The sequence below is a fragment of the Nocardioides sp. TF02-7 genome, from assembly GCF_022437945.1.
Taxonomy (GTDB): Bacteria; Actinomycetota; Actinomycetes; order Propionibacteriales; family Nocardioidaceae; genus Nocardioides.
The window spans coordinates 2,211,213-2,228,645 of record NZ_CP092535.1 but is presented as its reverse complement, the minus strand read 5'-3'; the positions used below and the strand labels follow the sequence as shown (position 1 = coordinate 2,228,645).

Sequence of the window (17,433 nt, the reverse complement as noted above, 5' to 3'; positions counted from 1 at the left end):
CCTGCTGACCGGTCGGTCAGCGCGTCTTGCGGCCCCGCGACCTCACCTTCTCGACCGCGGACCGGATCCGCGCCTGGTTCTCGGGCTTGCGGGCCTCGCCGTACACCTTCTTCGCGACCCCTGCGACGGCCGCTGCCTTCATCAGCTTCATGGGGCGAAGGTACCCAGGGGCGCGGAGGTCGATGCAGGGAGCCGGTCGGAATAGATACCCATGGGGGGTATGTTGGGCTGGCGACCCCGACCAGGAGGAAGAGCGATGGATCACGAGCACCATGCCGGTCACGCCGGTCATGCCGATCATGCCGGTCACACCGGTCACGCGGACGCCCACGGCGGCGCGGTCGGGGCCATGGCCCTGAGCGCGACGCTCCACTGCCTCACCGGGTGCGCCATCGGCGAGATCGCCGGCCTGATGATCGGCACCGCCCTCGGGCTCCCCACCGGGTGGACGATCGTGCTGGCGGTCGGCCTGGCGTTCGTGTTCGGCTACACCCTCTCGACGTTCCCCCTGGTGCGTGCCGGGCTCGGCGTCGGCGCCGCCCTCGGTGTCGTCGTCGCTGCCGACACCCTGTCGATCGCGACGATGGAGGTGGTGGACAACCTCGTCATGGCCCTCATCCCCGGCGCCATGGACGCGGGCCTGGTCAACACGGTCTTCTGGGTCTCGATGACCGTCGCCCTCGCGGCGGCCTTCGCGGCGGCGTACCCCGTCAACCGCTACCTGCTGCGCCGCGGCAAGGGTCACGCGTTGACCCACGAGTACCACGGCGCACCCGCGCCCACCGGGGCCCGGCGGTTCGTCCCCGACCTCGCCACCTCGACCCTCGTGGCCGCCCTCCTCGCCTTCCTGCTCGGCGGCTTCACCGTCTCACTCGCCGACGAGCTCGGCGACGACGACGGCGACCCGCACGCGGCGGTCGTTGCGGGATGACCAGCCGCGGCGGGAACGTGGCGTCCGTCCGATGCAGCGAGATCCCGCCCGGGGACACCTGGACGGGATCTCGCGTCACCCCGACTCGCTCGGGGGCTGATGGCGGTGGCGGAGGGATTTGAACCCTCGGTGGGCTTGCACCCACAAACGCTTTCGAGGCGTTCTCCTTAGGCCGCTCGGACACGCCACCGCCGGAGAGGCTACCGGAGCACCGGGAGTGGCTGGAAATCGGGCTCGGGGTGGGGCGGGGTGATGAGGTTTGGTCCCAAACCGCAGGTCGGGGCGGCTCCTGGACGCGGTTTGGTCCCAAACCGCAGCTCACCGAGCCTCAGCCGGACGGTTTGGTCCCAAACCGCAGCTCCGTGAGCCTCAGGCAGACGGTTTGGTCCCAAACCGCAGCACCGTGAGCCTCAGGCAGACGGTTTGGTCCCAAACCGCACGTCCCAGCCCTCCTCACGACTCCGTGGCGTCCCCGATCCGGTGCAGCCGCAGGAAGTTGGTGGAGCCGGGGATGCCGGGTGGGCTGCCGGCCACGATGACGACCAGGTCGTCCTCCGCGACCCGACCCAGCCGCAGCAGCTCCTCGTCGACCTGGCGCACCATGTCGTCGGTGGTCTGCACCGGGTCGGTGAGGAATGCCTCGACGCCCCAGGTCAGGGAGAGCTGGGCGCGCGCCTTGGGCACCGGCGTGAACGCCAGGACCGGGATGCCGCTGCGGAGCCGCGCGACGCGGCGGGCGGAGTCGCCGGACTGCGTGAACGCGACGACGTACCGCGCCCCCCGCCCGAACGGCGACCTCCTCGGCCGCCTTCGTGATGATCCCGGACCGGGTGTGGGGGTCCCACTCGATGGACCCGAACTGCCGGCCGACCGCGGTCCGCTCCAGCGCGTGCGCCTCGGTGGCGGCCACGATCCGCGCCATCGTCTCGACGGTGTGCACGGGGTGCTCCCCCACGCTGGTCTCGCCGGAGAGCATCACCGCGTCGGCGCCGTCGAGCACGGCGTTGGCCACGTCGCTGGCCTCGGCGCGGGTCGGCGCGGGGTTGGTGACCATCGACTCGAGCATCTGGGTCGCGACGATGACCGGCTTGGCCTGCCTCCGGGCCTTCTCCACGACCTTCTTCTGGAGGAATGGCACCTCCTCGAGCGGGCACTCCACGCCGAGGTCGCCGCGCGCGACCATGAACCCGTCGAACGCGTCGACGATCTCGTCGAGAGCCGCCACCGCCTGGGGCTTCTCGATCTTCGCGATGACGGGAACCCGGATGCCCTCCTCGTCCATGATCCGGCGCACGTCGGCCGCGTCGGCCGCGCTGCGGACGAAGCTCAGCGCGACGAAGTCGACACCCAGCCGCAGCGCGAACCGCAGGTCCTCGGCATCCTTCTCCGACAGCGCCGGCACCGAGACCGCCACCCCCGGCAGGTTGATGCCCTTGTTGTTGCTCACCGGGCCGCCGACGAGCACCTCGGTGGTGACGTCGGTGTCCTCCACACCCACGACGCGGAGCTTGACCTTGCCGTCGTCGATCAGGATCGGGTCACCGGGCGAGACGTCACCGGGAAGCCCCTTGTACGTCGTCCCGCAGACCTTTGCGTCGCCGACGACGTCGCGGGTGGTGATCGTCCACTCCTGCCCCCGCTCGAGCCGCACCGGCCCGCCGGCGAACCGCTCGAGCCGGATCTTCGGCCCCTGCAGGTCCGCGAGGACGGCGACGCCGTGCCCCGTCGCCTCCGACGCCGCACGGACCTGGCGGTAGGCCTCGGCGTGGTCGGTGTGGCTGCCGTGGCTCATGTTGAGCCGCGCGACGTCCATCCCGGCCGCGACCAGGGCCTCGAGCCGGCCGGGCGCGGCGGTCGCCGGCCCGAGGGTGCAGACGATCTTGCTGCGCCGGCCGCGCGGGGAGCGCACAGGTGGGTGCCGCGGGCGAGGTCGCCCCTGCCAGCGCCGTCACCGCGCCGCGCCCCGTCGTACGGCGCTCCGGTGGTGCGGTCCTGACCTCATGCGGTGCCTCTTCCTCTCGTCCGTCGTGCGCTCTCACCTCCTGAGGCTAGTTGGCTCCGGCGCCACGGTCGCGCACGGCGCCCCACCGCGGACGCCGACGAGGGTCAGCGCGCAGCGGAGAACCGCCAGGCGATGCGCGCGCGGTAGGTCTCGCCCGGCCGCAGCACCGCCGACGGCCACTCGGGGTGGTGCGGGGTGTCGGGGGCGAGCTGCGGCTCGAGCGCGATGCCGTCGCCCTGACGGAGCAACCGGCCGTCGCGGGAGACCGCCGTACCGTCCAGGAAGTTGCCCGTGTAGACCTGCAGGCACGGCTGGTCGCTCCACAGCTCCGCACGGGTCGACGTGCGCGGCGACGTCAACGCGGCGACGCGGCGCCAACCGTCGCCGTCGACGACCAGGTTGTGGTCGACGCCCTGCGCGTCGACCAGCTGGGGGTGCGGGGTGCGGACCACGTCACCGACGCGCACCGGCGTGCGGAGGTCGAACGGCGTACCGTCCACCGGCTCGTGCCCACCGAGCGGGATGCCGGTCTCGTCGACGGGGGTGTAGGTCGACGCGGGCACCTGGAGGAGGTGGTCGTCGGCGGTGCCGCCACCGTCGAGGTTGAGGTAGGCGTGGCTGGTCAGGTTGACCACCGTCGGCCGGGTCGTGACCGCGGTGAGCTCGATCTCCACCGCGTCGTCGGTCACCGCGAACGCCGCGTCGGCGGTCACCTCGCCGGGAAACCCCTGGTCGCCGTCCGGACTGACCAGCCGCAGCCGGGCCGAGCGTGCCGACCGGTCGACGACGTCCCACACCCGCCGGTCGAACCCGTCCGGCCCGCCGTGGAGGTGGTTGCCGCGATCGTGCACCCCGACCTCGACCGGCTCCCCGTCGATCTCGAACCGCCCGCCGGCGATCCGGTTCGCGTAGCGCCCGATCGTCCCGCCCAGGTAGGCCGTGGACGCGAGCAGCTCCTCAGGCCCCGGCAGCCCGACGGCCACGTCTCGTCGTACGCCGTCACCGCCGGTCACCACCAGCCGGTGCACGGTGGCCCCGAGGGTCAGCAGGTGCAGCTCGGGCCCGGGAGCGCCGCCCAGGACCAGGGTCTCGACCGGGTTCGACGTCACGCGGAGAACGGTAGCCAGCGGGATGGTGTCGGGGGAGAAGGCGGGGGCGACGTTTGCGGTTTGGGACCAAACCGCACCTGAGGGAGCTGCCGGGCTGCGGTTTGGGACCAAACCGCAGCGCGAGCAGCTCAGCGGCTGAGGTTTGGTCCCAAACCGCATGTCCCAGTGCTCGGTCCTGCGGTTTGGTCCCAAACCGCAGCACCGCTCACCCACCCCGCAGCCGCGCATCCACCGCCGACGGCCGCAGCACCTCGTCGAGCGCGGTGACCGCGCAGCCGACCAGGCCGGCCCGGTCGCCGTAGGTCGCCGGCAGGACCTGCAGCTCCCGGGTCGCGAGGGCGGTGGAGAGGGCGTAGACGCTCTCCCGTACGCCGGCGGCGTACACGTCGAAGGCCGCTGGCATGTCGCCGCCGAGGACGACGGCCTGCGGGTTGAGGAGGTTGATGGCGACGGCCATGACCTCGCCGAGCCGGCGACCGCTCTCACGGAGCAGCTGCTTGGCGCCGGCGTCGCCGTCGACCGCGACCGAGACGAGGTCGCGGATGTGCTCGACCGGTCGGCCCTGGTGCTGCAGCTCGGCGACGAGCGCCCAACCGCCGGCGACGGTCTCGAGGCAGCCGGTGGCGCCGCAGCGGCACGGCCGGTCGGCAGCGGCCGGGACCTTGGTGTGCCCGATGTCGCCCGCCCCGCCGCGTGAGCCCGAGACGATCCGGCCGTCGGCGATGATGCCGAGCCCGAGGCCCGTCGAGGCCTTCACGACCAGCAGGTCCGCGAACCGCAGCGCGTGCCCCTCGCTGCGCTCGGAGCGGGCGAGGGGCGTCGGCGTCGCCGGCGACGAACAACGGGGCGTCGGTGACGTCGGCGAGGTACGGCGCCAGCTCGACGCCGTCCCACCCCGCCATCACCGGCGTGTCGACGCTGACACCCCGCACCGGGTCGACGGTCCCCGGCAGGCTGATCCCGACACCGAGCACCGGCGGCAGCGAGTCGTCGAGCAGCGTGCGGAGCTGCTCGGCCACGCCGGGCATCACAGCGTCCGGCCCGGCGCCGACCTCGTGGTCGACGGCGGAGGAGGCCAGCTCCTCACCACCCAGGTCGAAGACCGCCACTTGGGAGCGGGAGCGACCGATCGCCGCCGCGAGCACCGTGCCGGCGTCGGTGTTGAACACCAGATTGCCCGCCGGTCGGCCCCCGGTCTGCGCCAGCGTCACCCCTGGGACCAGCAGCCCGGCGTCGACGAGGGTCGCGACCCGGCTGGCCACCGCCGTCCGCGAGAGACCGGTGATCCGCCGCAGCTCCGACCTGGTCGCCGCCCGGCCGGCGCGCACCAGCTCCAGCAGCTCGCCTGCGGTCGCACCGCTGCGCAGCGCCGCGGGGGACACCACCTCTGACATGGGGACAACCTAAGCCACGGCCACTTTGTCCTGAAAAAGGCCTAAGTATGGCTTACATCGGACCTCATTCGGCACTACGCTCGCCACTCGTGAGCACCGAACCCGACCTCGTCCTCCCCGCCTGCGACTTCGTGATCTTCGGCGGCACCGGCGACCTCGCCCGGCGCAAGCTGCTCCCCGGCCTCTACCAGCGCGAGCGTGAGGGGCAGCTTCCTGCCACGACGCGGATCATCGGTGCGTCCCGGCAGGGGCTCGACGACGCGGACTACCGGGCGATCGTCGCGGAGGCGGTCGAGCAGCACGTCGCCGCCGACGACCTCGACCCGGCCGTCGTACGCCGCCTCCTCGACCGCGTGCACCACCTCACGCTGGACGCCGACCGTCCCGAGGACTGGCACACGCTGCACGCCCTGCTCAAGGACCGCTCCGACCCGGAGCACGCGATCCGCGTGTACTACCTCGCGGTCGCGCCCCAGCTCTTCGACCCGATCTGCACCCGCCTCGACGAGCTCGGCGTCGTGACCCCCACCTGCCGGCTGGTGATGGAGAAGCCGCTCGGCCACGACCTCGAGTCCTCCCGTCGGATCAACGACGCCGTCGGGCGGGTCTTCGAGGAGCAGCAGATCTACCGGATCGACCACTACCTGGGGAAGGAGAGCGTCCAGAACCTCCTGGTCACCCGGTTCGCCAACACCTTCCTCGAGCCGCTGTGGAACTCCCGCTGGGTCGACCACGTGCAGATCACCGTCTCCGAGACCCTCGGTGTCGCGGACCGGGCCGGCTACTACGACCGCTCCGGCGCCCTCCGCGACATGGTGCAGAACCACCTGCTGCAGCTGCTGTGCCTCGTCGCGATGGAGCCTCCGACGTACGTCGGTCCCGACACGGTGCGCGACGAGAAGCTCAAGGTCCTCCAGGCGCTCAAGCCGATGCAGCGCGAGGACGTCGACCGCGACACGGTCCGCGGACGCTACGGGCGCGGGCACGTCGAGGGCGAGGCGGTGACGTCGTACGCCGACGACCTCGGCCGCGACAGCACCACCGAGACCTTCGTCGCGGTCCGCGCCGAGGTGCAGAACTGGCGCTGGGCCGGCGTGCCGTTCTACCTGCGGACCGGGAAGCGACTGGGTCGCCGCCACTCGACGATCGAGGTGGTCTTCAAGGAGCCGCCGCACGCCATGTTCCCCGGCAGCCAGGGCACTACGGTGCCGAACCGGCTGACGATCTGCCTGCAGCCCGACGAGGGCATGCAGCTGCACCTCACCGCCAAGGTCCCGGGACCGGGCGGGATCCGGCTGCGGCCGGTCTCGCTCGACCTCAGCTATGCGACCACCTTCCGGGAGCGCTGCCCGGAGCCCTACGAGCGGCTGCTGATGGACGTGATCCGCGGCAACCCCACGCTGTTCATGCGCCGCGACGAGGTCGAGGCGGCCTGGCAATGGGTGGAGCCGATCCTGCGACGGTGGTCGGATCGCGACGAGGTGCCCACGACGTACGCCGCCGGATCGACCGGCCCGGTCGAAGCCGCGATCCTGTTGGCCCGCGACGGGCGTGCGTGGCAGGAGTCGGTGGCGTGAGGCCGGAGGTCCCGCGCGGTGCGGTTTGGTCCCAAACCGCACCCTCGAGCGGCTCGGAGGCGCGGTTTGGTCCCAAACCGCAGGTCCCCCCGCTCTGCACCCGACCGTCGCGGCGGTCACCGAGCGGATCGTGGAGCGGAGCGCGCGCACCCGGGCGGCGTACCTGGAGCGGATCCGGTCCGCTGCCGAGCGGGTGCCGGCACGGACGCGCCTCGGCTGCGCCAACCTCGCCCACGGCTTCGCCGCCGCGGAGCCGGAGGAGAAGGCGGTGCTGCGCCGCGGCGGGAAGCCCAACCTCGCCATCGTCACCAGCTACAACGACATGCTCTCGGCGCACCAGCCGTACGTCGACTACCCGCCGGTCCTCAAGGACGCGATCATCCGCGCCGGTGGGATCGCCCAGGTCGCCGGCGGCGTACCGGCGATGTGCGACGGCATCACCCAGGGCCGCGACGGCATGCAGTTGTCGCTGTACAGCCGCGACGTGATTGCGATGGCGACCGCGATCGCGCTGTCGCACGACATGTTCGACGGCGCGCTGATGCTCGGCGTCTGCGACAAGATCGTGCCCGGGCTGCTGATCGGCGCGTTGTCCTTCGGGCACCTCCCGACGGTCTTCGTGCCGGCCGGTCCGATGACGTCGGGCCTGCCCAACAAGGAGAAGGCCAGGGTGCGGCAGCAGTACGCCGAGGGCCTGGTCGGCCGCGAGGAGCTGCTCGAGGCCGAGGCGGCGTCGTACCACTCCCGCGGGACCTGCACCTTCTACGGCACCGCCAACTCCAACCAGCTGCTGATGGAGGTGCTGGGGCTCCACCTGCCCGGCTCCTCGTTCGTCAACCCGGGGACTCCGCTGCGCGACGCGCTCACGCGGGCCGCCGCGGAGACCGCGGTCGGGATCACGGCGCAGAGCGGTGGACCGGTCCCGGTGGGCGAGCTGGTGGACGAGAAGGCCGTCGTCAACGCCTGTGTCGCCCTGCTCGCGAGCGGCGGCTCCACCAACCACACCCTGCACCTGGTCGCGATCGCCCGCGCCGCGTGGCGTCCTGCTCACCTGGCAGGACCTCTCCGACCTCTCGGCGGTCGTCCCGCTCCTCGCGCGGGTCTACCCCAACGGATCGGCGGACGTGAACCACTTCCACGCCGCCGGGGGCGTGGGCTACCTGGTGCGGACCCTGCTGGAGCACGGCCTCCTGCACGAGGACGTGCACACCGTCGTCGGACGCGGGCTCTCGCGCTACACCTGTGAGCCGCGGCTGCTGAGGGACGGGAAGGGTGCGGGACTGACCTGGGTCGACGGGCCGGAGACCAGCCTTGACCCCACCGTGCTCCGGCCGACCTCCGACCCGTTCGCCACCGACGGCGGGGTCAAGATGCTCACGGGCCCGCTCGGCACCGCGGTGGTCAAGACCTCGGCCGTCGCGCCCGAGCACCGCGTGGTGCGCGCACCGGCGATGGTGTTCGACGACCAGGCCGACTTCCTCGCGGCGTTCGGCCGTGGAGAGCTCGACGGACGGGATCTCGTCGCGGTGATCCGCTACCAGGGGCCGGCGGCGAACGGCATGCCCGAGCTGCACAAGCTGACCCCGGCGCTCGGCGTGCTGCAGGACCGCGGGCAACGGGTGGCGATCGTGACCGACGGACGGATGTCAGGGGCCTCGGGCAAGGTGCCCGCCGCCATCCATGTCACCCCCGAAGCGGCCGTCGGCGGGCCGCTCGCGCGGGTACGCGACGGCGACATTGTCACGGTCGACGCCTCGACCGGCCGGTTGGAGGTCGCGGCCGACCTGTCCGCGCGGGAGGCGACCGGCAGACCCGCGCTCGACAACGAGTGGGTGGGCACCGGGCGCGAGCTGTTCGCGGTGTTCCGCGCCGGTATCGGGCCGGCCGACGAGGGTGCCAGCGTCTTCGGACGCTGGGCGATGACGGAGGAGAGTGCAGTTGTCGACGCGTGAGTCCGTGCTGGACGTCGTACCGGTCATGCCGGTGGTGGTGATCGACGACGCCACCCGCGCCGTGCCCCTCGCCCGCGCCCTGGTCGCCGGCGGACTGCCCGCGATCGAGCTCACCCTGCGCACCCCCGCCGCGCTCGACGCGATCCGGGCGATCGCGGCCGAGGTGCCCGAGATCCTCGTCGGCGCCGGCACCGTGGTGCGCCCGGAGCAGGCGAAGCTGGCGCAGGAGGCGGGAGCCAGGTTCCTCGTCTCCCCCGGCGCGACCCCCGCACTGCTGGACGCCATGGCCGGGACCGGCCTGCCGTTCCTCCCCGGCACGTCGACGGTCTCGGAGGTGCTGGCGGTCCTCGAGGCCGGGTTCACCGAGATGAAGTTCTTCCCCGCCGAGGCCGCCGGCGGGGCGGCCTACCTGAAGGCGATCGCCTCGCCGGTGCCGGACGCCCGGTTCTGCCCCACCGGCGGGATCACCGCGGCGACGGCGGCGGCGTACCTCGCCCTCCCGAACGTCGGATGCGTCGGCGGCTCGTGGCTCGCTCCCGCCGATGTCGTCGAGGCCGCTGACTGGGGGCGGATCGAGGGGTTGGCGGGGGAGGCGGCGGGGCTGCGGGGGTGAGTGCGATGCGGTTTGGTCCCAATCCGCTGAGATCACCCGCCCCGACCAGCGGACCTTGACCATTCCACCACCCCCATCTGTCGCTTCCAGCGGTTCATGACCCGCGTCCGGCCGGTCTCGGAGTAGAGCGACTCCTCGACCAGGGAGTGCCAACGCGCGAGGCGCGCCGGTCGGTGCGGACGGTCCAGCAGCCGGTCCAGCTCGTGCATCACCACGGCGGCGTGGTTCAGCAGGTCGTCCAGGGTGAACCCGTTGCGCCGGTAGGCCGTCGTCGACCATGCGCGTTCCCGGCGCAGGTCGGTGCGATGCTGTCCCTTCCCGCGGTGGCCCGCTCCGTCGTACTCGTGGATCAGGTTGGTGCCGACCACGCGCAGGTCGCCTCGTCCCAGGAAGCGGCCTTCGTCGTCGTGGATCTCGTACTGGCTCTCGACCGACACGTCCATCACATCGTGGAAGACACGGAGCAGGGTCTCGCCGGCCGATTGAGCTTTCGGGTCCGCCAGCTTCCATGCCCGCCGTAGTCGGACGACACCCGGGCGGCCGGTGGCAAGGATCTCCTCCATCTTCTGGGGATCCAGGTGTCCTCGCTCCAGCGCGGCGTCGATCAGGATGGTCAGGTCGAGGACCCCGAGGTCCCGCGCGCACCGGAGGAGGATCTCCTCGGGCGCCTCGACAGGCAGGCCCGCCACGCTGCTCCCGTCGGAGTCGTGTGTGAGCCGGGAGCAGATCAGCCCTGGGCGGCGCGGTCGTCGGTCAGCCCTCGTGGCGGCGAAGTACGGCGTCTGCTCGGGCAGCGCCGGCAGCCGCCAGCCGAGCAGCTTCGCGCCGGTCACGTGGGTGAACACCGCATCGGGCGGCAGTACCAGCAGCATCGCGCGCAGCTCCCGGTGGAACTCCTGCGTCGAGTCCAGGTCGTCCCGGACGGTCAGGCCCACGCCGTGGCTGACGCGCCGGACGCCGGAGCCGCGTATCTCACCGCGAATGGGCAGATCGGAATCGAGGTCCATGCCGGCAGGTTGCACCGGCGAACCGGCAGCAAGGTCTGGGCGGCGGATCGGCTGTGGAGAACTGGGTGGTTCGGGCGGGTTGTGGACGCCAGCGGGCCCGGTGGGTGCGGTTTGGGACCAATCCGCAGGTTCAGCGGCCTGATCCCGGCGGTTTGGTCCCAAACCGCAAGCTCCGCCTCACCGCCGCCCCCCGAAGAACCCCTCCACCAACCCCGCCGCCTCGTCGGCCAGCACGCCGGACACCACTTCCGGCCGGTGGTTGAGCCGGCGGTCGCGCACCACGTCCCACAGGGAGCCGACCGCACCTGCCTTGGCGTCCCAGGCGCCGAACACCACCCGCTCGACGCGGGCGAGCACGGCGGCTCCGGCGCACATGGTGCACGGCTCGATCGTCACCACAAGCGTGCAACCGTCGAGCCGCCACTCCCCCGCGCTTCTGTGCGGCCGCCCGCAGCGCGACGACCTCGGCGTGACCCGTCGGGTCGGCGGCGGCCTCGCGCAGGTTGCGCCCGGCGCCGAGCAGCACCCCGTCGGTGTCGAGCACGACGGCACCGATCGGCACGTCACCGGTGGCGAGGGCGGCGCGGGCCTCCTCGAGGGCGGCGAGCATCGGCTCCCGCCAACGGTCCTGCGCGCTCACGCCGAGGTGAGGCCGATCGCGTCGTCGAACAGCCGGCCGAAGCCCAGTCGTTGCGCGACGTCGCTGAGCAGCTCGTCCGGGTGGAGCTCTTCGTCGTCGAGGAGCACCGCGAGGTCGATCGCTCGTACGCCGAGGTCGCGGAGCAGGCCGAGGTCGCCGGCGGCCTCCCGCTCGTCGCCGTACTCGGGCTGCGGCAGGTGGAGGAAGTCGACGGCCGATGCGGCGAGCTCGAAGTCGGTCGCGGCGGTGATGTCCGAGAGCAGCACGCGCGTCCGCGGCCCGGCGACACGCACGAGGACGAAGAAGTCCTCCGCCACGGCGACCATCCCGAGCGCCCCGTGGTCGCTGGGGAACCTGCGCAGTGCCGCAGCGAGGCCTTCGATGTCGGCGGCGTGGTCGTGGGCGAGCTCGGCCACCTGCCAGACGCCTCCCTCATGGAAGGCGGCGACGGCGTAGTCGACGTCATCGTCGGGAACCACGACGTCCTCCTCGCTCTGCGCCGAGCCGTGCACCCGGCCTCCGACGTCCAGAGTGGCACGCCGGTCCGGACAGGGCCAGGGGTTTGCCGGGCTACTCGCACCCCGAGGCGGCCAATAGGGTGCAGGCATGCGCACCCAGGTCGTCGACCACCCGCTCGTCGCCCACAAGCTGACCGTGCTCCGCAACCGCGACACCGACTCCCCGACGTTCCGCAGCCTGGCCGACGAGCTCGTCACCCTGCTCGCCTACGAGGCCACTCGCGACGTGCGGGTCGAGCAGTGCGACATCGTCACGCCGGTCTCGCCGACCACGGGCGTGCGCCTCGCCAGCCCGCGGCCGCTGGTGGTGCCGATCCTGCGTGCCGGTCTCGGGATGCTCGACGGGATGATGCGGCTGCTCCCGACGGCCGAGGTCGGCTTCCTCGGGATGGTCCGCAACGAGGAGACCCTGGAGGCGACGACGTACGCCGAGCGGCTCCCGGAGGACCTCTCCGGGCGCCAGTGCTACGTGCTGGACCCGATGCTCGCGACCGGCGGCACGCTGGCAGCTGCGGTCCGGTTCCTCACCGACCGGGGAGCCGACCACATCACCGCGATCTGCCTATTGGCCGCACCCGAGGGCTGCGACCGGCTCGAGCAGGACCTCGCCGGCCTCGACGTCCCCGTCACCGTGGTGACCGCCGCCATGGACGAACGGCTCAACGAGAAGGGCTACATCGTCCCCGGCCTCGGCGACGCCGGCGACCGGTTGTACGGCGTCGTCGGCGGCTGACGCAGGTCACCCGACGAGGGCGTGGCCTCGCGCCGGATGCGCTCCCCGAGCGGCCGCCCGGTTCCCCATCGGCGGCATCAGGTCCCGACACCGATAGTCGGCACCGAGGCGTCGCACGTCTGCGACAGCGGCCCTGCGGATGCCTTCGACCAACGCGACCTCCTCCCGCTCATCGGACGTCCGCAGTACGCCGGCAGCGACCCGGCTCTGGCGCAGCCCATGTGCCAGTTGCGGTTTGGGACCAAACCGCAACTGACGGTGCCGAATCCACGCGGTTTGGTCCCAAACCGCAATCCTCCCCGCCCCCAGTCTCACTCTTGATCGATCCAATTCCCCCCGCCACCGGCCTGTGTAGGTTGACGACCGCCGCACCCCCCGGATCCCCAGGAGGCTCCCTCGTGCTGATCGGTGTCCCGCGTGAGTCGAAGGCGGGCGAGTCGCTCGTGGCCGCGACGGCGAAGACGGCTGCCCAGCTGGTGGGGCTGGGGTACGAGGTCGTGGTCGAGAGCGGGGCGGGTGCGGGGGCCGACCAGGCCGACGAGGCGTACGCCGGCGCCGGCGCCCGGATCGGCGACGCCGCCGAGGTGTGGGCGGCCGACGTCGTGGTGAAGGTGAACGCCCCGACCGTGGAGGAGGTCGGGCGGCTCCGCCGTGGTGCCACGGTCGTCGCGATGATGGCTCCGGCGCGCAGCCCCGAGCTCGTCGAGCGCCTTGCGGGCCAAGGAGTGACGGCGCTGGCGATGGACGCGGTGCCGCGGATCTCCCGCGCCCAGTCGATGGACGTCCTCTCGTCGATGGCGAACGTCGCGGGCTACCGCGCGGTCGTCGAGGCGGCGCACGAGTTCGGCCGGATGTTCACCGGCCAGGTCACGGCCGCCGGCAAGATCGCGCCGGCCCGGGTGTTCGTCGTCGGCGCGGGCGTCGCCGGTCTGGCGGCGATCGGCGCCGCCAGCGCGATGGGCGCCGTGGTGCGGGCGTTCGACGTGCGGCCGGAGGTGGCCGAGCAGGTGGAGTCGATGGGCGCCCAGTTCGTTGAGGTCGACTACGAGGCGGAGGTCAGCGCCGACGGCTACGCCAAGGAGATGACCGCCGAGCAGCAGGCCGCCACGGCGGCGATGTACGACGAGGAGGCCCGCGCCGCCGACATCGTCATCACCACCGCCCTCATCCCGGGCCGGCCCGCGCCCGCGCTGATCACCGCCGAGACGGTCGCCGGCATGCGCAACGGCAGCGTGATCGTCGACATGGCGGCCGCCAACGGCGGCAACTGCGCCGGCACCGTCGCCGACGAGCGGGTCGTCACCGACAACGGCGTGACGATCCTCGGCTACACCGACCTCGCCGGCCGGCTCGCCGCCCAGACCTCCCAGCTCTACGGCACCAACGTCGTCAACCTGCTCAAGCTGCTCACCCCCGCCAAGGACGGGCAGCTCACCCTCGACCTCGACGACGTCGTGCAGCGTGGCATCACCGTCGTCAAGGACGGCGAGAGCATGTGGCCCCCGCCGCCGGTGCAGGTCTCGGCCACGCCGCAGCAGGCCCCCGCGGCGCCCGCGGAGCCGGCGGCACCGAAGCCACCGCCCGATCCCCGGCGGCGGCTCTTCGCCGCGGGCCTCGCGGCGGTCCTGTTCGCGCTCGCCGCGGCGTACTCGCCGGCGGAGTTCCTCAACCACTTCACGGTGTTCGCGCTCGCGGTGTTCGTCGGCTACTACGTGATCTCCAACGTCGCGCACGCCCTGCACACCCCGCTGATGGCCGAGACCAACGCGATCTCCGGGATCATCCTCGTCGGCGGCATCCTGCAGGTCGGCAGCGACGACCCGCTCGTCACGGCGCTGGCGGCGGTGGCGGTGCTGGTGGCCAGCATCAACATCTTCGGCGGCTTCCTCGTCACCCTGCGCATGCTGCAGATGTTCCAGAAGGGCTGAGCGACACCGATGAGCGACCTCCTCACCAGCGACCGCCTGCCCGGACTCATCCAGGCCGGCTACATCGTCGCCGCGATCTGCTTCATCGCCGCCCTCGCCGGCCTGTCCAAGCACGAGACCGCCAAGCGCGGCAACATCGCCGGCATGGTCGGCATGGGCATCGCCCTGCTGGCGACGTTCGCGCTCGCGGCCCGCAACGCCGAGCTCGGCGACGGCCGCGCGCTCGGCGTCACCCTGGCCATCATCCTGGTCGCGATGGCCGTCGGAGCCGTCATCGGCGCCTGGCGGGCCCGCACCGTCGAGATGACCGGCATGCCCGAGCTGATCGCGATGCTGCACAGCTTCGTGGGTCTCGCCGCCGTGCTGGTCGGGTTCAACTCCTACCTCGAGCACGGCCCCGGCCACGGCTCGCTCGGCACCATCCACGACGTCGAGGTCTACCTCGGCGTGTTCATCGGCGCGGTCACCTTCACCGGCTCGATCGTGGCCAACCTCAAGCTCAGCGCGAAGATGAAGTCGGCCCCGCTGACGCTGCCCGGGCGGCACCTGCTCAACCTCGCCGTCCTCCTCGTCTCGGCCGGCCTCGCGGTCTGGTTCGTCGCCGACGAGTCGCTGCTCGACGGCGGCGACCTCGGCACCGGGATCGTGCCGCTCGTCGCGATGACCGTCCTGGCGCTGTTCCTCGGCTTCCACCTGGTCGCCGCCATCGGCGGCGGCGACATGCCGGTGGTCGTCTCGATGCTCAACAGCTACTCCGGCTGGGCCGCGGCCGCCGCCGGGTTCATGCTCGGCAACGACCTGCTCATCGTCACCGGCGCCCTCGTCGGCTCCTCCGGTGCGATCCTCAGCTACATCATGTGCAAGGCGATGAACCGCTCGTTCGTCTCCGTCATCGCCGGCGGCTTCGGCCAGGAGGCCCCGGTCTCCGACGACACCGACTACGGCGAGCACCGCGAGATCACCGCCGCCGACGCCGCCGACCTCCTCGCCCACGCCGGCTCGGTCGTGATCACCCCCGGCTACGGCATGGCGGTCGCGCAGGCTCAGTACCCCGTCGCCGACCTCACCGCCAAGCTCCGCGCCCGCGGCGTCACCGTCCGGTTCGGGATCCACCCCGTCGCCGGCCGGCTCCCCGGCCACATGAACGTGCTGCTCGCCGAGGCGAAGGTCCCCTACGACATCGTGCTCGAGATGGACGAGATCAACGGCGACCTCCCCGAGACCGACGTCGTCCTCGTCATCGGCGCCAACGACACCGTCAACCCCGCCGCCGCCGAGGACCCGACCAGCCCGATCGCCGGCATGCCGGTCCTCGAGGTCTGGAACGCCCGCGAGGTGATCGTCTTCAAGCGGTCCATGGCCACCGGCTACGCGGGCGTGCAGAACCCGCTGTTCTTCCGCGACAACACCTCGATGCTTTTCGGTGACGCGAAGGCGAAGGTGGAGGAGATCATCCACGACCTGCCGGAGTGACCGGCGTACGTCGACCGGTCGCTCCTCGCGGCGGGCGCGAGGCAGTCCGACGAGGGGCGAACGGCGCGGGTCACCGGCCGACGGCGACCGCGGCGACCGTCTCGTAGCGCGGTGCCCGCCGCGGTCCCTCGCCCAGGTGGGAGGAGACCACCTCGACCTCGGTCACCGGCCAGGCGGGGCCGACGTACGTCTCGAGCAGGCGGACCCAGTTGCTGACCTCGGTCGGCCGGGTGCGGGCCAGGGTGACGTGCGGCCGGAACCGTTGGCCGTCGACCTCGATCCCGGTGCGGACCGCCGCGGACCGCGCCTTGCCGGCGATCCGGTCGAGCAGCGCGTCGGCGTCCTCGGACTCGGCGACGACGCCGGTGGCGAGCACCTTCGCGTGCGCCACGTTGGGGAAGGCGACCGGACCGGCGAGCCGCACCACCGGCACGGGGACGCCGGTGAGCGCCTCGGCGAGCCGCTCGACGTACTCCTCCAACCGCCATTCGTCCGCACGTGCCATGAACGCGAGGGTGGCGTGCAGGTGGTCGCGGGCGGTCCACCGGAAGTCGGCGGCGGCGCGGCGCGGGGCGAGGAACGCGTCGAGGTGGTCGACCGCCTCCGGGGGCGGGACGATCGCGGCGAACAGGCGCAACGTCATCAGACCTGGGTGCCGACGGCCTGGCCGACCAGGTGGGTGACCGTCATCGCGAGCAGGCCGCCGACGACGTTGCGCAGCACCGCGCGTCGAGCCGAGCCGTAGCCGAACCGGGCGCTCAGCCACCCGGTGAGCGCCAGGGCCGCCGTCACCGCGGCCACCGTCACCCACACCCGCAGGTCCGCCGGGACGAGCAGGATCGTCAGCAACGGGAGCAGGGCGCCGACGGTGAACGCCGCCATCGACGCGAACGCGGCGTTCCAGCCGCTGGTGAGGTCGTCGGGGTCGATCCCGAGCTCCGCCTCGGCGTGGGCGCCGAGCGCGTCGTGGGCGGTCAGCTGCCGGGCGACCTCGAGCGCCAGGTCCTCGTCGAGCCCCTTGTCGACGTAGAGGCCCGCCAGCTCGGCGAGCTCGTCGAGCGGCTCCTCGGCGAGCTCACGCCGCTCGGTCTCCAGCAGCGCCTCCTCGGGTCGCGCTGCGTGGAGACCGACACGTACTCGCCGGCACCCATGCTCATCGCCCCCGCCACCACGCCCGCCACCCCGGCGACGAGGATCGTGGTGCGGTCGGCGGTGGCGCCGGCGACACCGAGCACGATCCCCGCCGTGCTCACGATGCCGTCGTTGGCGCCGAGCACGCCGGCGCGCAGCCAGTTGAGGCGGTCGTTGAGCCCGCCGCCGTGCGGCTCACCCCCGTGCTCCCCGATCAGCGGCAGCACGACCTCGTCCGGCACGTCGAGCGGAGTGTCCTGCGGCTGCGCGGGCCGCTCGGGCCGAGCAGCCGGGTCGCCCTGCGGCCCCCTGCCCGGCAGTCGCGTTGGCCATGGGTCGATCATCGCTGATCGGTGAGGTTTGGTCCCAAACCGCAAGCCGAGGCGCCGGATCTCCACGGTTTGGTCCCAAACCGCAAGCCGACG

Annotated in this window: 13 protein-coding genes, 1 tRNA gene and 4 pseudogenes; 8 read left to right on the top strand and 10 right to left on the bottom strand. The window is 72.4% G+C overall.

The annotated features are described in order from the left end of the window. Nucleotides 1-16 precede the first annotated feature (16 nt). A complete protein-coding gene (locus tag MF408_RS25365) occupies nucleotides 17-151 on the bottom strand; it encodes a hypothetical protein (protein ID WP_275693410.1) in 135 nt (44 codons plus the stop codon). Between the two features lie 105 nt (nucleotides 152-256). Here MF408_RS25365 and MF408_RS11405 point away from each other — a divergent pair, with 105 nt between their 5' ends. After that, complete coding sequence (locus tag MF408_RS11405; RefSeq protein ID WP_240251448.1) at nucleotides 257-931, top strand: DUF4396 domain-containing protein; 675 nt, start codon at nucleotides 257-259, stop codon at nucleotides 929-931. 100 nt (nucleotides 932-1,031) lie between these two features. On the opposite strand, the gene MF408_RS11400 is transcribed toward MF408_RS11405, so the two are convergent. From MF408_RS11400 to MF408_RS11385, 4 genes and pseudogenes are all read right to left on the bottom strand, one after another. Next, nucleotides 1,032-1,121 (bottom strand) — tRNA-Ser (locus MF408_RS11400). A gap of 263 nt (nucleotides 1,122-1,384) precedes the next feature. Next, nucleotides 1,385-2,840, bottom strand: a pseudogene (gene pyk / locus MF408_RS11395) (pyruvate kinase). A 197-nt stretch (nucleotides 2,841-3,037) separates the two neighbouring features. Further along, the gene (locus MF408_RS11390) at nucleotides 3,038-4,042 is read right to left on the bottom strand and encodes an aldose epimerase family protein (RefSeq protein WP_240251447.1); all 1,005 of its coding nucleotides are present in this window, start codon (nucleotides 4,040-4,042) and stop codon (nucleotides 3,038-3,040) included. A 205-nt stretch (nucleotides 4,043-4,247) separates the two neighbouring features. Then, nucleotides 4,248-4,799, bottom strand: coding sequence for an ROK family protein (locus tag MF408_RS11385; protein ID WP_240251446.1), 552 nt, complete (start codon nucleotides 4,797-4,799; stop codon nucleotides 4,248-4,250). Here MF408_RS11385 and MF408_RS11380 point away from each other — a divergent pair. The 4 genes and pseudogenes from MF408_RS11380 (at nucleotide 4,765) to eda (ending at nucleotide 9,578) form a co-directional block, all read left to right on the top strand. Beyond that, on the top strand, nucleotides 4,765-5,433 hold the full coding sequence (locus tag MF408_RS11380) for a hypothetical protein (RefSeq protein WP_240251445.1): 669 nt from the start codon (nucleotides 4,765-4,767) through the stop codon (nucleotides 5,431-5,433). The genes MF408_RS11385 and MF408_RS11380 overlap by 35 nt on opposite strands. A gap of 92 nt (nucleotides 5,434-5,525) precedes the next feature. After that, complete coding sequence (gene zwf, locus MF408_RS11375) at nucleotides 5,526-7,013, top strand: glucose-6-phosphate dehydrogenase (protein WP_240251444.1); 1,488 nt, start codon at nucleotides 5,526-5,528, stop codon at nucleotides 7,011-7,013. Nucleotides 7,014-7,107: 94 nt separating this feature from the next. Beyond that, nucleotides 7,108-8,965 (top strand): annotated as a pseudogene (gene edd, locus MF408_RS26870) (phosphogluconate dehydratase). Beyond that, nucleotides 8,952-9,578, top strand: a complete 627-nt coding sequence (eda, locus tag MF408_RS11365) for a bifunctional 4-hydroxy-2-oxoglutarate aldolase/2-dehydro-3-deoxy-phosphogluconate aldolase (RefSeq protein WP_240251443.1) — start codon at nucleotides 8,952-8,954, stop codon at nucleotides 9,576-9,578. Before edd ends, eda begins: the two are co-directional and overlap by 14 nt. A gap of 32 nt (nucleotides 9,579-9,610) precedes the next feature. On the opposite strand, the gene MF408_RS11360 is transcribed toward eda, so the two are convergent. From MF408_RS11360 to MF408_RS11350, 3 genes and pseudogenes are all read right to left on the bottom strand, one after another. Then, nucleotides 9,611-10,585 carry a hypothetical protein gene (locus MF408_RS11360; RefSeq protein ID WP_240251442.1) on the bottom strand — a complete coding sequence of 325 codons (975 nt, stop codon included), beginning with the start codon at nucleotides 10,583-10,585 and terminating at the stop codon, nucleotides 9,611-9,613. A gap of 177 nt (nucleotides 10,586-10,762) precedes the next feature. After that, a pseudogene (locus MF408_RS11355) lies at nucleotides 10,763-11,195 on the bottom strand (nucleoside deaminase). Nucleotides 11,196-11,221: 26 nt separating this feature from the next. Continuing rightward, complete coding sequence (locus MF408_RS11350) at nucleotides 11,222-11,704, bottom strand: tRNA adenosine deaminase-associated protein (RefSeq protein WP_240251441.1); 483 nt, start codon at nucleotides 11,702-11,704, stop codon at nucleotides 11,222-11,224. A gap of 127 nt (nucleotides 11,705-11,831) precedes the next feature. On the opposite strand from MF408_RS11350, the gene upp reads away from it, so the two are divergent. The 3 genes from upp (at nucleotide 11,832) to pntB (ending at nucleotide 15,877) form a co-directional block, all read left to right on the top strand. Continuing rightward, nucleotides 11,832-12,476 carry a uracil phosphoribosyltransferase gene (upp, locus tag MF408_RS11345; RefSeq protein ID WP_240251440.1) on the top strand — a complete coding sequence of 215 codons (645 nt, stop codon included), beginning with the start codon at nucleotides 11,832-11,834 and terminating at the stop codon, nucleotides 12,474-12,476. A 398-nt stretch (nucleotides 12,477-12,874) separates the two neighbouring features. Next, complete coding sequence (locus MF408_RS11340; RefSeq protein ID WP_240251439.1) at nucleotides 12,875-14,404, top strand: Re/Si-specific NAD(P)(+) transhydrogenase subunit alpha; 1,530 nt, start codon at nucleotides 12,875-12,877, stop codon at nucleotides 14,402-14,404. A gap of 9 nt (nucleotides 14,405-14,413) precedes the next feature. After that, the gene (pntB, locus tag MF408_RS11335) at nucleotides 14,414-15,877 is read left to right on the top strand and encodes a Re/Si-specific NAD(P)(+) transhydrogenase subunit beta (protein ID WP_240251438.1); all 1,464 of its coding nucleotides are present in this window, start codon (nucleotides 14,414-14,416) and stop codon (nucleotides 15,875-15,877) included. Nucleotides 15,878-15,947: 70 nt separating this feature from the next. On the opposite strand, the gene thpR is transcribed toward pntB, so the two are convergent. Then, nucleotides 15,948-16,520: an RNA 2',3'-cyclic phosphodiesterase gene (thpR, locus tag MF408_RS11330; RefSeq protein ID WP_240251437.1), complete on the bottom strand. Its 573-nt coding sequence runs from the start codon at nucleotides 16,518-16,520 to the stop codon at nucleotides 15,948-15,950. Then, nucleotides 16,520-17,352, bottom strand: a pseudogene (locus tag MF408_RS11325) (VIT family protein). The gene thpR and the pseudogene MF408_RS11325 overlap by 1 nt, the downstream one beginning before the upstream one ends. Between the last annotated feature and the right edge of the window lie 81 nt (nucleotides 17,353-17,433).